This is a genomic window from Fredinandcohnia quinoae (assembly GCF_022427965.1).
Classification (GTDB): domain Bacteria; phylum Bacillota; class Bacilli; order Bacillales; family Bacillaceae_L; genus Ferdinandcohnia; species Ferdinandcohnia quinoae.
This window is the reverse complement of sequence record NZ_JAKTTI010000001.1, coordinates 247,297-261,615: the sequence shown is the minus strand read 5'-3', so window position 1 is coordinate 261,615 and position 14,319 is coordinate 247,297. Positions and strand designations below refer to the sequence as shown.

The window sequence follows — 14,319 nt, the reverse complement described above, 5'->3', positions numbered from 1 at the left end:
GTAGGTGAACGATATGGAAAAGAAAGCAGAAAACCAAAATATAAAACATCGATTTCAATATTCGACTGAACAAGCAATTGAAAAACCATTTAACTGGAAGCAAATGTTTCGATTATTTAGTTATATGAAACCTTATTCGAAAAATTTATTACCTTTATCAATTATAGTTGTCTTGATTACAACTGCTGTTCGTTTGGTTACCCCAATACTAATTGGTAAGTATACTTTAGACCATGCAATCGCAAATAAGGATACAAATTTACTAACTGTACTTGTATTAACAATTGCTGGCCTTTATTTGTTGTCATATGTTGCAAACATATTTCGAATTAAATGGACAAATATGCTTGGACAAAATATTATATATGATCTAAGAAAGCATTTATTTACACATGTTCAAGGACTTTCACATCGCTTTTTTGACCAGCGCTCAGCAGGATCAATTTTAGTAAGAATATTAAATGATGTAAATTCATTGCAGGAATTGTTCACCAATGGAGTTATCAATCTATTAATGGATTTTGTATTATTATTCGGGGTAATCGTTATTTTATTTATACTAAGTCCCAAATTAACTTTAGCAATCTTAATTATTTTGCCTATTATGGTTTTATTATCTACAAAACTCCGAAGAAAAATTCGTAGATCTTGGCAAACTGTTCGAATTAAGCAAGCTAAGCTTAATTCACATTTGAATGAAAGTATTCAAGGTATTAGGGTAACACAAGCATTCACGCAAGAAAAAGAAAATATCGAGTTTTTTGATGGAGTTAACACTGAGAATTTTGAATCCTGGCGTGATGCAACTCAAAAAAATGCAATGTTTCGACCTTTTGTAGAAATGACGAATGCGGTTGGAACAGCAATTTTAATATGGTTTGGTGCAATTTTAATTAAGGATGGATTAACAGATAGTAATGGTTTAACTGTAGGTGTATTTGTTTCCTTTGCATTTTACCTAGGAATGTTCTGGGAGCCAATTTCAAGATTAGGTCAAGTATATAACCAGTTATTAGTGGGTATGGCTTCATCTGAGCGAATTTTTGAATTTTTAGATGAAAAGCCTATAGTTGGTGAAAGGGAAGATGCAATAAATATAACGGATATTAAGGGTAAAATTGAATTTGATAAAGTTGAATTCTCATATGATGAATCACGGAAGGCATTAAAAGGTATTTCCTTGACGATGGAGGCTGGTCAGACAGTTGCATTGGTTGGTCATACAGGTTCAGGTAAAACGACGATTGCGAATTTAATAAGCCGGTTTTATGATGCCACAAGTGGTGAGGTTAAGATTGACGGATATAATATTAAGGATCTTTCATTACAAAGTATTCGATCACAAATTAGTGTAGTGTTGCAGGATACTTTTATCTTCTCAGGTACAATTAAGGATAATATTCGTTTTGGGCGTCCAGACGCAACGGATGAAGACGTAATTGAAGCAGCTAAAGCTGTTGGAGCCCACGCATTTATTGAGAAGTTAAGTAATGGGTATGAAACAGAGGTTGAGGAACGTGGAAATGTTTTATCTGTTGGAGAAAGACAACTACTCTCATTCGCAAGAGCATTGCTTGCTAATCCAAAAATTTTAATTTTAGATGAAGCAACAGCAAGTATCGATACCGAAACTGAAGTTAAGATTCAACAAGCCTTGAAAAAGTTACTAAATGGGCGGACAGCCATTATCATTGCTCATAGGCTTTCAACAATAAGGGAGGCTGATAATATCTTTGTATTAGATCATGGGAAAATTATTGAGCAAGGATCACATGATGATTTAATGAATCATCAAGGTGAATACTACGGACTTGTTAAAGCACAATTTAAAATGCTGGAAGCGATCTAGTAAGGATATGATTTAATAGTCCTTTATTTTATGTTAAAATCAATGATATCATCCGCTTAGATGGAGGAATAGTTGTGAAAAAGGAATATGCAGTCATTGGATTAGGGCGCTTCGGAGGAAGTATATGTCGGGCACTTAGTGAAGAGGGCATGGAAGTAATGGCAATGGATGTCGATGAAGATCGGGTAAATGAATATTCAACAATCGCTTCGCACGCAGTTGTAGGGGATTCTACCGATGAATCTGTACTGAAAAGCTTGGGAATACGTAATTTTGATCTGGTAATAGTGGCGATTGGAGATAATCTGAAAGCGAGTATTCTAACAACAATCATGTTAAAAGAACTTGGGGTTAAGAATATATGGGTGAAAGCTCAAAATGACTATCATGAAAAAATTCTAAGTAAAATAGGTGCTGACCGTATTGTCCATCCTGAAAGAGATATGGGAAAAAGAATCGCACATAATATTATGTCAAATAATGTCCTTGATTATCTAGAGTTATCTGATGAACATAGTATTATGGAGATTGTAGCTGGACGAAAAATGGATGGAAAATCCTTAATTGAATTAGATGTGCGAGCAAATTACGGGGTGAATATAGTAGCAATTAAACGAGGGAAGGACATCATGGTATCGCCACAAGCGACAGAATGTATCAATAAAGGGGATATATTAATTGTCATCGGTGCAGATACTGATATTAGTAGATTTGAAAAAAATTTGGTTGAAGAGTAAAAGAAAAAAACGAGCCTTCAAAATTGAAGAGCTCGCTTTTTTTCTTTTTTATTGTCTAGTTTTAGCGCCTAGCCAGTTTTCAACCTGAGAAGCTTCCTCGAATATCTTGCGCTTTTCATTATTATACTTCCATAATGATCGGTAAAATCATCGGTCTGCGTTTTGTTTTTTCATATAAGAAAGGTGCCAATGTGTCAGTTATTTCATTTTTAATTTCTGACCATTGGGTTGTACGACGTTCCATGACTTTATTTAAATGTTTCGTGATTAAGCTTTGTGCATCACTAATTAAGTCACCAGATTCACGCATATAGACAAATCCACGTGAAATTAAATCCGGACCGGCTGAGATTTTAAAATCTTTCATATTAATGCTTACCACCACGATAACTAGTCCTTCTTCTGAGAGTATACGGCGATCACGTAATACGATATTACCGATATCACCAATACCACTTCCATCTATATATACATTACCAGATGGAATTTTCCCAGCTACAGATGCTTCATTCTGGCTTAATGCAAGAACTTCACCATTGTCCATGATGAAACAATTTTCTGGCTTAACACCACAATCAACAGCAGTCTTATTATGCATTTTCTGCATCCGGAATTCACCATGGATAGGCATGAAATATTTTGGCTTTATTAAGCGTAGCATTAACTTTTGTTCTTCTTGTCCACCGTGCCCAGATGTATGGATATCATTTAATGGGCCATAGATAACTTCTGCACCAGCTTTATAAAGCATATTAATTGTGCGACTTACACTAAGTGCATTACCTGGAATTGGTGACGATGAAAATACAACAGTGTCTCCAGGATTAATTTGAATTTGACGGTGAGTCCCATTCGCTATTCTTGATAGAGCTGCCATAGGTTCACCTTGGCTACCTGTACAGAGAATTGTCACTTTGTTAGCAGGGAGACGATTTATCTGAGCTGCATCTATAAAAGTATCCTTTGGACAGTGAATATAACCAAGATCGTAACCTATATTAATAGCAGATTCCATACTTCTTCCAAATACAGCAACTTTTCTGTCATTAGCTACAGCAGCTTCAACGACTTGCTGCAAGCGATAGATGTTTGAAGCAAAGGTAGCAAAAATTAGTCTACCATCATTTTTACGGAATATATCATTAATGCTTTCGCCTACGCGTCTCTCAGACATCGTAAAGGTTGGAACCTCACTGTTTGTACTGTCAGATAATAAACAAAGAACACCTTCTTTTCCGATTTCAGCCATCTTTGTTAAATTAGCTGGTTCTCCAACAGGTGTAAAATCGAATTTAAAATCACCAGTATGTACGATTTGTCCTGGAGGTGTTTTAACAACAATCCCATATGAATCGGGAATGCTATGTGTTGTTCGGAAAAAAGTTACCGAAGTTTTACGGAATTTGATTATGTCATCTTCTTTAATTTCAATAAGTTTAGCTTGTCGAAGTAAGCCGTGTTCTTCAAGTTTATTCCGAATTAATCCTAAAGCAAGTTTTCCACCATAAATAGGTATATTTATTTCTCTTAAAAGATAAGGTATTCCACCAATGTGATCTTCGTGTCCGTGTGTAATAAACAAGCCTTTAATTTTTTCTTCGTTTTTTATTAGGTAGCTGTAGTCAGGGATAACATAATCGATACCTAAAAGTTCATCCTCTGGAAACTTAATTCCTGCATCAATAAGGATTATTTCATCTTGAAACTGCACGCCATAGGTATTTTTACCGATTTCCCCAAGTCCACCTAAGGCAAAAACAGCTGTTTGATCATTTTTAACAAATTTCATGTTTTATCAAATCTCCAATACTTTGTAGTCTTCATTTTGTTTTTCATACTCAAGATGAGCTCCGTCAACTTTTTGGATATATTCAATGTTGATATTCCGTTCTTTAAGTTTTCTTCGAACTTCTCCCTCAGTTACCGCGTTTACAAATACAGTCTTTGTATTTTCCCTTACAGGAATCTCCCCTGCATGCTCTTGGTAGTATACTTTAAAAATCATTGCCAAATCTCTCCTTAATTTCCGATTGTTAGAGTAACTTTTTCTATTATATTAAAATATAACATGATTTTCATTTTTTTTCTTTCTTTTCGTAAAAAAACAGTTTTTTAAGAAACGAGCCCTTCGTAGCAGAAGGGCTCAGACATCATTATTTTTATTTACAAAAGATTAAGCGATCGTTTTCCTTTTTAATAAATCATGCCATTGTTTTAATAATTTTTTGCGTAACTTTTTAAGCATGAACTATCATCTCCTTATTTAAAATACTTTAAACATCCTTGTCCTACTTTTCCTAAGATTTCTCCCATTCATTTCATGATATCTTATTTGTAGTATATGATTTATTTTAAATGTATTTCATGGGGATAACTGGAAGATTAGAAAACAAAACTACTGTTCTTTTACTTCTTGTGTGATCTGTTTTATAATGCAAGGATAAATTGTTGGAAAAGGTGAGATTTATGAAAGATAAAATTGTTTTTTTTGATATTGATGGAACCCTATTAGATCATGAAAAAAAATTACCATTATCAACGAAAAATGCAATAGAAGAGATTCGTAAAAAAGGAATACATGTTGCAATCGCAACAGGCAGAGGTCCTTTTATGTTTGAAGAATTGCGTAATGAATTAGGTATAAATTCTTATGTAAGCTTCAATGGCCAATATGTTGTATTTGAAAATGAAGTAATTTACAAAAATCCTCTGAATAAGGTAAAGCTGCGTGAGTTAAATGAATTTACAAAAAAGAACCAGCATCCACTTGTCTTTTTAAATGAAATCGAGATGAAGGCAAGTGTAGAAAATAATCCATTTATTCATGAAAGTATATCTACTTTGCAGCTCGAGTATCCACAATATGACCCATTATTTTTTGAAGATAGGGAAATATATCAAGCATTATTATTCTGTACAGAAGCGGAGGAGCAATTGTATATAAATAAATATAAGGAATTTCAATTTATACGTTGGCATCCAGTTTCAACAGATATTATTCCTTATGGTGGCTCAAAGGCAGAAGGCATCAAGAAAATGATTGATATTCTTTCAATATTAGAAGATCGAGTATATGCTTTCGGAGATGGTCTAAATGATACTGAAATGCTTTCCTTCGTAGGAACTGGTATAGCGATGGGAAATGCAGTTAATGAGATTAAAGAAGTCGCAGATATTGTAACGAAAGATGTAGATAATAATGGAATTGAATATGGTTTGAAGCTGGTTGGTTTATTATAGAAAGATAGCCTCGGAGGCTATCTTTCTATTGGTATCGCATCAGTCGGTATCAGGAATGGATCCTCGGTATTAATATGGTCGTAAAACATAACCCCGTTGAGGTGGTCAATTTCATGTTGGAAAACGATCGCAGGCAAGCCTTTTAGACGTAAAACAATTTCTTCCCCTTCGAGAGTAGTTGCATTTACTTTGATCCTTGAGTGGCGAATTACATAGCCTGGTACGTCTCTATCAACAGAAAGGCAACCTTCCCCAGTGGTTAAAAAGCTTTGTTCGATTGAATGACTTATAATTTTTGGATTATATAATGCATAACTATATAAACGGTCCTTTTCATCCGTTACATGTATCGCAATCATCCGTTTAGGAACATTAATTTGTGGTGCTGCAATACCGATTCCTGGACGAAGACTTAACTGTTCAGCGATTTCAGGATCTTGACTATTGATTACAAATTCAATCATTTTTTGTAAAACTTCAGCATCTTCTTTAGAAGGAGGTAATGTAACAGCTTCAGCAGTTTTACGTAATGTGGGATGACCTTCCCTTATAACATTTTCCATCGTAAGCATATTGGTCACTTCCTTAAGAGAAAAATTATTAAGCATAATATTAGTCTATCAAGTTCTAATTAATTGGACAAGTTCATATAATGGATATAGGAAACGATTGTACATATCTTCTTTTAAAACATATGTCGAAAAATATTTAGTTTACTTAAAATCTGTTGTTATTCATAAAATAAAGTTTATAGTAATATATGGATATAGGTAAGGGGGATATTAGGTGTGAAAAATTATCGGTATAAATGGTTGGTAATATTATTGGGGATATCAATTATGTTAACCGGCTGTATAGGGGGTCCAACTCCAGAAGAAGAAATATATAAAACACTGGAAAAAGTAGTAACACTAGAGAAGACCTTTGAAGAGCAGCAGGAACCACTTATTCAATTAGAAAAAAAAGAAAGAAAATTATACGATCAAATAATCTCACTAGGTATGAAGGAGTATGACAAAATTGTATCCCTATCTGATGAAGCACTAAATATTGTTAACGAAAGAGAAACTAAATTGAATAATGAATATGAAAGTATAAAGTCGTCAAAAGAGGAATTTGAAAATGCAGTAAAGAGTATCAATGATATTAAAGACAAGGATTTAAAAGAGGAAGCAGAAGAATTAGTAGCATTGATGCAAAAAAGATATGAGAGTTATGACAAATTGTATGCTGATTATAGTGAAGCAATAAATAATGACAAATTACTTTATGAAATGTTTAAAAAAGAGCAATTAACATTAGAGGAATTAGAAGGTCAAATTAATAAAATAAATACTATTTATGAAAAAGTAGTTAGTTCGAATGATCTATTTAATAATGTTACTAATCAATATAACGAGGCGAAGGTTAACTTTTATAAGCAAGCTGGATTAAAGGTTGTTTATGGTGATGAGAAGGAATAGAGGTAAAAGGCTGTCAAATAAGGCAGTCTTTTTCTGTGTATTCATTTTAGTAATACAGATTCATAAGTTGTATTGATACAGGGTGGGTGAAATGGTATATAATGTAAAAATGATTATCATCTGACTAAGTTGTTAAACCGCAAACAAAGAAATTGACGACAGATCGATAATTGGTGTAAACTTTAAAAGTAAACAATAGTTGTATTAATTATTCCTTCGAAAAAATTAATACAGATTAAAAGTGGTGAACTATAAAACCTTTTTAAGTAGTGAATAACCTAATACATCCTAATACTTTGTGCGTAAAGGAGAAAAGTGTCTTTGAAAAGAAATGTTTTGGGGTAACCTAAACAATGTATGTTTTATCTCAGTCGATGCACAGAAATAATAGGGAAAGAAAGGAAGATGAACAGATGGCAGAAAAAACAAAACAGGCTGTTTTTGATGGGCAAGCTCAATTAGCAAAAGTTGCTGAACAATTTACAACATTGCAGATTTTAAATGAAGAAGGCGAAGTAGTTAACACTGATGCAATGCCTGATTTAAGTGATGATCAACTTAAAGAATTGATGAGAAGAATGGTGTACACACGTATACTTGATCAACGTTCGATTTCATTAAATCGTCAAGGTCGTCTAGGTTTTTATGCTCCTACTGCTGGTCAAGAGGCTTCACAAATTGCTTCACAATTTGCGTTGGAGAAAGAGGATTTTATTTTACCTGGTTATCGTGATGTACCTCAAATCGTATGGCATGGTTTACCACTTTACCAAGCATTTTTATTCTCACGTGGACACTATTTAGGAAACCAAATGCCTGAAGGTGTTAATGTCATTTCACCACAAATTATTATTGGAGCTCAATACATACAGTGTGCTGGTGTTGCTCTAGGAATGAAAAAACGTGGTAGTAAATCTGTTGCGATTACGTACACAGGTGACGGTGGAACTTCACAAGGTGATTTTTATGAAGGTATTAACTTTGCAGGAGCATATAAAGCACCAGCAATCTTTATCGTTCAAAATAACCGCTTTGCTATTTCTACACCAGTTGAAAAACAATCAGCAGCTCAAACTTTAGCTCAAAAAGGTGTTGCAGCTGGTATTCCAGGAATTCAAGTTGACGGCATGGATGCATTAGCAGTATATGCAGCTGTTAAAGATGCTCGTGCTCGTGCTATTAATGGAGACGGTCCAACACTTATCGAAACTTTAACTTATCGTTATGGCCCACATACGATGGCGGGTGATGATCCGACGAGATATCGTACATCAGATCTTGATAATGAATGGGAAAAGAAAGATCCACTTGTTCGTTTCCGTAAGTTCTTAGAAACTAAAGGGATCTGGAATGAAGAAGAAGAAAATAAGGTTATTGAACAAGCAAAAGAAGATATCAAAGTTGCAATTAAAAAGGCTGATGACACACCTAAGCAAAAGGTAACTGATTTAATAGGAATTATGTATGAAGAGTTACCAATAAACCTGGTAGAACAAATGGAAATCTATAAAGAAAAGGAGTCGAAGTAAGCCATGGCGCAAATGACTATGATTCAAGCAATCACTGATGCGTTACGCACAGAATTAAAAAATGACCCAAATGTCTTAGTTTTTGGTGAAGACGTTGGTCTTAACGGCGGTGTATTCCGTGCGACAGAAGGTCTACAAGCTGAATTTGGCGAAGATCGTGTATTTGATACACCATTAGCCGAGTCTGGTATTGGTGGACTTGCAATCGGTCTTGGGTTACAAGGCTTCCGACCGGTTCCTGAAATTCAATTTTTCGGTTTTGTATACGAAGTAATGGATTCAATTAGTGGTCAATTGGCACGTATGCGTTATCGTTCAGGTGGTCGTTATAACGCACCAGTTACAATTCGTTCACCTTTTGGTGGTGGTGTTCATACTCCAGAAATGCATGCTGATAGCTTAGAAGGATTAATGGCACAACAACCAGGCTTAAAAGTTGTTATTCCATCTACTCCATACGATGCAAAAGGTTTGCTAATTTCAGCAATTAGAGATAATGATCCTGTTATTTACCTTGAACATATGAAATTATACCGTTCTTTCCGTGGGGAAGTTCCTGAAGAGGAATATACAATTGAAATTGGAAAAGCAGATGTCAAGCGTGAAGGAAAAGATATAACAATGATTTCTTATGGGGCAATGGTACATGAATGCTTGAAAGCTGCGGATGAGCTTGAAAAAGAAGGCATTTCTGCAGAGGTTGTTGACCTTCGTACAGTCAGCCCATTAGACATACCAACGATTATTGCATCTGTTGAAAAAACTGGTCGCGCAATCGTTGTTCAAGAAGCACAAAAACAAGCTGGTATCGCTGCAAATGTCGTTGCCGAAATAAATGACCGTGCAATTTTAAGCTTAGAGGCACCTGTATTGCGTGTTACAGCTGCAGATACAGTATTTCCTTTCTCACAAGCTGAATCTGTTTGGTTACCTAGCCATAAGGATGTTCTTGAAACAGCAAAAAAGGTATTAAATTTCTAGAAGTAATTAAAAAAGAATCTAAAGATTATTATCATATAGGAGGCGAAAACCGTGGCATTTGAATTTAAGCTGCCAGATATCGGTGAAGGTATCCATGAAGGTGAAATCGTAAAATGGTTTGTAAAGCCAGGCGATGAAGTAAATGAGGACGATGTATTATGTGAGGTCCAAAATGACAAAGCAGTCGTTGAAATTCCTTCACCAGTAAAGGGAAAGGTATTAGACGTTTTAGTTGAAGAAGGAACAGTTGCAATAGTCGGTGATACATTAATTAAATTTGATGCACCTGGGTATGAAGACCTTAAATTTAAAGGTGATCATGAAGACGAAGCACCTAAAGAAGAGCCGAAACAAGAAGATGCTCCAGCGGTTCAGGAAACAACCTCTGCAGCAGTTGTAGAAGTTGATGAAAATCGTCGTGTCATTGCAATGCCTTCTGTTCGTAAATATGCACGTGAAAAAGGTGTTGATATACGTAAAGTTGTGGGTTCTGGTGATAATGGCCGTGTTCTCAAAGGAGACATTGACTCATTCCAAACTGGTGGAACGGTTGCAGTAGCAGAAGCAACACCAGTAACTGAGGAGAAACCAGCACAAACAGCTGCTGCAAAACAACCAATTCCAGAAGGACAATATCCTGAAACTCGCGAAAAAATGAGTGGAATTCGAAAAGCAATTGCAAAAGCTATGGTAAATTCAAAGCATACAGCACCACATGTTACATTAATGGATGAAATTGATGTAACTGCTCTTGTAGCTCATCGCAAGAACTTTAAACAAGTTGCAGCTGATAAGGGTATCAAGTTGACATACTTACCATACATTGTGAAAGCTTTAACGTCTGCATTACGTGAATTCCCAGCGTTAAATACATCACTTGACGATGCGACAGACGAAATTGTCCATAAGCATTATTACAATATCGGAATTGCAGCTGATACAGAAAAAGGACTTCTTGTTCCTGTTGTAAAAGATGCAGACCGTAAGTCTATCTTCTCGATTTCAAATGAAATTAATGAACTAGCTGGTAAGGCACGTGATGGTAAATTAGCCCCTAATGAAATGAAAGGTGCTTCATGTACAATTTCAAATATCGGATCAGCTGGTGGACAATGGTTTACCCCGGTTATTAATCATCCGGAAGTTGCAATATTAGGTGTGGGTCGAATTGCGGAGAAGCCAGTTGTTAAAAATGGGGAAATTGTAGTAGCTCCTGTACTTGCTTTATCCTTAAGCTTTGATCACCGAATGATTGACGGTGCAACTGCTCAAAATGCACTGAACCATATTAAGCGTTTATTGAATGATCCACAATTATTATTAATGGAGGCGTAAAAAATGGTAGTAGGAGATTTTCCAATCGAAACAGATACTATTGTCATAGGTGCCGGCCCTGGTGGATATGTAGCAGCAATTCGTGCAGCACAGCTTGGACAAAAGGTAACCATCGTGGAAAGAGAAAATGTTGGTGGAGTTTGCTTGAACGTCGGATGTATTCCATCAAAGGCATTGATTTCTGCAGGACATCGTTATGAAACAGCAAAAGATTCAGCATCAATCGGAATTATTGCTGAAAATGTAAAAGTGGATTTTACAAAGGTTCAAGAATTCAAAAATAGTGTAGTTAATAAACTTACTGGTGGAGTTTCTGGACTATTAAAAGGTAATAAAGTGGATATTGTAAGCGGTGAAGCGTATTTTGTCGATGGAAATTCATTACGTGTAATGAGTGAAAATTCCGCTCAAACGTATAATTTTAAAAATGCAATCATTGCAACGGGTTCACGTCCGATTGAAATTCCGTCATTTAAATATTCAAAACGTGTACTTGATTCAACTGGTGCGCTTGCTCTTCAAGAGGTTCCGAAGAAAATCGTCATTATTGGTGGCGGTGTTATTGGAGTGGAGTTAGGTGGAGCATATGCGAGCTTCGGATCACAGGTAACTGTTTTAGAAGGAGCAGATGATATCCTTCTTGGCTTCGAAAAACAAATGACATCACTTGTTAAGAAAAACCTTAAGAAAAAAGGTGCTGAAGTTATTACAAAAGCACTTGCAAAAGGTGTCGAAGAGACTGAGAATGGTGTTACTGTTAAGTATGAGGTTAAAGGCGAAGAACAGTCAATTGATGCTGATTATGTATTTGTAATGGTCGGTCGCCGTCCAAATACTGACGAGCTTGGATTAGAACTCGTAGGCGTTAAAGCGAGTGAACGTGGTATTATTGAGATTGATAAACAATGCCGTACAAGTGTAAGTAATATTTATGCAATTGGTGATGTGACTTCAGGTCCTCAATTAGCACATAAAGCTTCGTATGAAGGTAAGATTGCTGCTGAGGCAATTGCAGGAGAGCATTCTGAAATTGATTATTTAGGCATTCCAGCTGTAGTATTCTCAGATCCTGAACTAGCGACTGTTGGTTATACTGAACAACAAGCAAAAGAAGAAGGTATTGAGATTATTGCTTCAAAATTCCCGTATGCAGCAAATGGACGTGCACTTGCACTTGAAGCATCTGATGGTTTCGTAAAACTAATCACTAGAAAACAAGACAATCTCTTAATTGGTGCTCAAGTTGCTGGTGCTAGTGCATCTGATATTATTTCAGAGCTTGGATTAGCAATCGAAGCGGGTATGACCGCAGAAGATATTGCAATGACAATCCATGCACATCCAACACTTGGTGAAATTACAATGGAAGCTGCAGAAGTTGCTCTTGGTAGCCCAATTCATATTATTAAATAAATTGAAAAATCGCTCCTTAATTTAAGGGAGCGATTTTTTATTATGAGCTTACTTAATTCACATTAATTTTGGATAAAGTATCTTCAATTGGTATAATTATTTCACTTGTGGTGATATTACCTTGGATTTTTTTAACCACCTTATTCTCATATACAATTAATATTGAAGGGTATTCTTTAATATTAAATTTAGAGTTCATTTGACTATCATCTGTGGAGATGACCTTCATTTTTCCAATCTCAACAGGGAACGTTTTTTTTAATTCTAATAATGCATCATAATAATTTCCCTCTTTATGAAGGTTTTCTTCATCTGAGAAGAAAAAGATCTGTTTTTCATTCGAATTTTCTAACTTCTCAGTTTGAGATTGTATTGAATTTAACTGACATGAAGACAGAATAAAAAGACAGAACAGTAACATAGCAATTGTTCTCATCCACGAAACACTCTCTTTTCGTTTGTTATAAATAATGGGTTAATATAGGTCATTTTTCTATATTTATAATACGAATATCCTATACCTATCAAAATCCATTCTTATTTTATCATGTATTCAAAAAATTCCACTCTTTGTCATCTAATTGTTACATAAATGAAAAATAGTAATGACTTTTTCTGCATACATATTACAAATAACAACTTACTAAGGGGTTTAACGAATGAGACTATACATTATTGTCTTAATTCAAATATTGATTTGGAGTGTTTTTTCATTTATAAAATGGATATCGAGGTCTGATGGTCTTCTTTCTAAAGCAATTCTTTTATTAATTTGTAGTTATTTTGCCTTTTTATGTGCTCAAAAGATTGGGTTTACGCGAAAAAAATCTGTTGGAATTACATTACTAACGCTCTTTCTGTTTTTTTCATGTGAGCGCTTATTTTGGGTAGTAACTTAAAGGTAAAAACCACATCATTTTTGATGTGGTTTTTAGTCTTGAAAATTGGTTTATTTTCGCTTGTAGTAATACATGACTCTACCATTGAAAAGATGTAATTCTCCTTCAAGCTTTTTTCCTAGGAATTTGCAAAATTCATTTGCTTTACCTTTGTCACCATAAGTGGCAACCTGTGGTAAGGTAACCTGTATATAAAATTGTTCTTGCGGGTCATCAACATTATCATCTTCAATCAATTCTTTCCCAACCCCAACGATGATTGCATTATACTTTGGTTCATTGGATTTTAAATATAGCCAATTATTCTCTGTGTCAACTTCTTTTATTTGATATGGGAATGCTGTTTCGGCGTACTCCCAATCCAATTGAGTCCCTGTTTTACTAGTAATCTCTTTGTAATAGTTAAATAGTTCTTTTACGTCATTAAGTGTCATGCTTTGTTTATTAGAAGCAGATACAAGTTTTATGTATGCGTTTTCCATCCTACTCACTCCTACTTTACCAATTATGTACTCTAGGGCTTATTCAATCTCATTCTAGCATTTGTTTCATTCATATGACAACACCAACAAGTGAAAGAATATGGACATTTATTAAAATATGATTATTAATTTCCAATATGTTATACAATTAACTATTGACTCCTCAAATGTGACATATTATTATATAAATATGTTAACATAAAACGCTTTCAATGAATGCTTGAAATGTAGTAATTACACTATGTTTGGGAGGGATTTTAAAATGGGTATCATTATTTGTCAATCCTGTAATAGCACAATTGAGGTTTTTGAAAATGAGAAGGTTTCAACCTTATATTCCAAATGTGAAGATTGTGGATGTAATCACAAAGAAACTAAAAATATCGATTAA

Annotated in this window: 14 protein-coding genes; 9 read left to right on the top strand and 5 right to left on the bottom strand. The window is 34.9% G+C overall.

Going from position 1 to position 14,319, the window contains the following annotated elements; all coding sequences use genetic code 11:
• The first annotated feature begins 13 nt into the window (after positions 1-13).
• Positions 14-1,849: an ABC transporter ATP-binding protein gene (locus MJG50_RS01325; protein ID WP_240252119.1), complete on the top strand. Its 1,836-nt coding sequence runs from the start codon at positions 14-16 to the stop codon at positions 1,847-1,849.
• A gap of 74 nt (positions 1,850-1,923) precedes the next feature.
• Complete coding sequence (locus MJG50_RS01320) at positions 1,924-2,586, top strand: potassium channel family protein (RefSeq protein ID WP_240252117.1); 663 nt, start codon at positions 1,924-1,926, stop codon at positions 2,584-2,586.
• Between the two features lie 121 nt (positions 2,587-2,707).
• On the opposite strand, the gene rnjA is transcribed toward MJG50_RS01320, so the two are convergent.
• A complete protein-coding gene (gene rnjA / locus MJG50_RS01315; RefSeq protein WP_240252115.1) occupies positions 2,708-4,375 on the bottom strand; it encodes a ribonuclease J1 in 1,668 nt (555 codons plus the stop codon).
• Between the two features lie 6 nt (positions 4,376-4,381).
• On the bottom strand, positions 4,382-4,591 hold the full coding sequence (locus MJG50_RS01310; protein WP_240252107.1) for a DNA-dependent RNA polymerase subunit epsilon: 210 nt from the start codon (positions 4,589-4,591) through the stop codon (positions 4,382-4,384).
• 461 nt (positions 4,592-5,052) lie between these two features.
• Here MJG50_RS01310 and MJG50_RS01305 point away from each other — a divergent pair, with 461 nt between their 5' ends.
• On the top strand, positions 5,053-5,826 hold the full coding sequence (locus MJG50_RS01305) for a Cof-type HAD-IIB family hydrolase (RefSeq protein ID WP_240252105.1): 774 nt from the start codon (positions 5,053-5,055) through the stop codon (positions 5,824-5,826).
• Between the two features lie 17 nt (positions 5,827-5,843).
• Here the strand turns inward: MJG50_RS01305 and def are convergent, their stop codons facing one another.
• Complete coding sequence (gene def, locus MJG50_RS01300; RefSeq protein ID WP_240252097.1) at positions 5,844-6,398, bottom strand: peptide deformylase; 555 nt, start codon at positions 6,396-6,398, stop codon at positions 5,844-5,846.
• Between the two features lie 216 nt (positions 6,399-6,614).
• On the opposite strand from def, the gene MJG50_RS01295 reads away from it, so the two are divergent.
• From MJG50_RS01295 to lpdA, 5 genes are all read left to right on the top strand, one after another.
• Positions 6,615-7,289, top strand: coding sequence for a YkyA family protein (locus tag MJG50_RS01295; RefSeq protein WP_240252089.1), 675 nt, complete (start codon positions 6,615-6,617; stop codon positions 7,287-7,289).
• A 413-nt stretch (positions 7,290-7,702) separates the two neighbouring features.
• On the top strand, positions 7,703-8,818 hold the full coding sequence (pdhA, locus tag MJG50_RS01290; RefSeq protein ID WP_240252087.1) for a pyruvate dehydrogenase (acetyl-transferring) E1 component subunit alpha: 1,116 nt from the start codon (positions 7,703-7,705) through the stop codon (positions 8,816-8,818).
• Positions 8,819-8,821: 3 nt separating this feature from the next.
• The gene (locus MJG50_RS01285) at positions 8,822-9,799 is read left to right on the top strand and encodes an alpha-ketoacid dehydrogenase subunit beta (RefSeq protein WP_240252085.1); all 978 of its coding nucleotides are present in this window, start codon (positions 8,822-8,824) and stop codon (positions 9,797-9,799) included.
• A 51-nt stretch (positions 9,800-9,850) separates the two neighbouring features.
• Positions 9,851-11,134, top strand: a complete 1,284-nt coding sequence (locus tag MJG50_RS01280; RefSeq protein WP_240252076.1) for a dihydrolipoamide acetyltransferase family protein — start codon at positions 9,851-9,853, stop codon at positions 11,132-11,134.
• A 3-nt stretch (positions 11,135-11,137) separates the two neighbouring features.
• A complete protein-coding gene (gene lpdA / locus MJG50_RS01275) occupies positions 11,138-12,547 on the top strand; it encodes a dihydrolipoyl dehydrogenase (RefSeq protein ID WP_240252074.1) in 1,410 nt (469 codons plus the stop codon).
• Between the two features lie 52 nt (positions 12,548-12,599).
• On the opposite strand, the gene MJG50_RS01270 is transcribed toward lpdA, so the two are convergent.
• The gene (locus MJG50_RS01270) at positions 12,600-12,983 is read right to left on the bottom strand and encodes a hypothetical protein (protein ID WP_240252072.1); all 384 of its coding nucleotides are present in this window, start codon (positions 12,981-12,983) and stop codon (positions 12,600-12,602) included.
• A 513-nt stretch (positions 12,984-13,496) separates the two neighbouring features.
• On the bottom strand, positions 13,497-13,928 hold the full coding sequence (locus MJG50_RS01265) for a DUF1885 family protein (protein ID WP_240252070.1): 432 nt from the start codon (positions 13,926-13,928) through the stop codon (positions 13,497-13,499).
• Between the two features lie 262 nt (positions 13,929-14,190).
• On the opposite strand from MJG50_RS01265, the gene MJG50_RS01260 reads away from it, so the two are divergent.
• Positions 14,191-14,319 carry a GapA-binding peptide SR1P gene (locus tag MJG50_RS01260; protein WP_240252068.1) on the top strand — a complete coding sequence of 43 codons (129 nt, stop codon included), beginning with the start codon at positions 14,191-14,193 and terminating at the stop codon, positions 14,317-14,319.

What these genes read in the sequence shown, in the direction of transcription:
- MJG50_RS01325 (WP_240252119.1), top strand. Translation starts at nt 14, where the DNA reads ATGGAAAAGAAAGCAGAAAACCAAAATATAAAACATCGATTTCAATAT.
- rnjA (WP_240252115.1), bottom strand. Translation starts at nt 4,375, where the DNA reads ATGAAATTTGTTAAAAATGATCAAACAGCTGTTTTTGCCTTAGGTGGA.
- MJG50_RS01310 (WP_240252107.1), bottom strand. Translation starts at nt 4,591, where the DNA reads ATGATTTTTAAAGTATACTACCAAGAGCATGCAGGGGAGATTCCTGTA.
- MJG50_RS01305 (WP_240252105.1), top strand. Translation starts at nt 5,053, where the DNA reads ATGAAAGATAAAATTGTTTTTTTTGATATTGATGGAACCCTATTAGAT.
- def (WP_240252097.1), bottom strand. Translation starts at nt 6,398, where the DNA reads ATGCTTACGATGGAAAATGTTATAAGGGAAGGTCATCCCACATTACGT.
- pdhA (WP_240252087.1), top strand. Translation starts at nt 7,703, where the DNA reads ATGGCAGAAAAAACAAAACAGGCTGTTTTTGATGGGCAAGCTCAATTA.
- MJG50_RS01285 (WP_240252085.1), top strand. Translation starts at nt 8,822, where the DNA reads ATGGCGCAAATGACTATGATTCAAGCAATCACTGATGCGTTACGCACA.
- lpdA (WP_240252074.1), top strand. Translation starts at nt 11,138, where the DNA reads ATGGTAGTAGGAGATTTTCCAATCGAAACAGATACTATTGTCATAGGT.
- MJG50_RS01270 (WP_240252072.1), bottom strand. Translation starts at nt 12,983, where the DNA reads ATGAGAACAATTGCTATGTTACTGTTCTGTCTTTTTATTCTGTCTTCA.
- MJG50_RS01265 (WP_240252070.1), bottom strand. Translation starts at nt 13,928, where the DNA reads ATGGAAAACGCATACATAAAACTTGTATCTGCTTCTAATAAACAAAGC.
- MJG50_RS01260 (WP_240252068.1), top strand. Translation starts at nt 14,191, where the DNA reads ATGGGTATCATTATTTGTCAATCCTGTAATAGCACAATTGAGGTTTTT.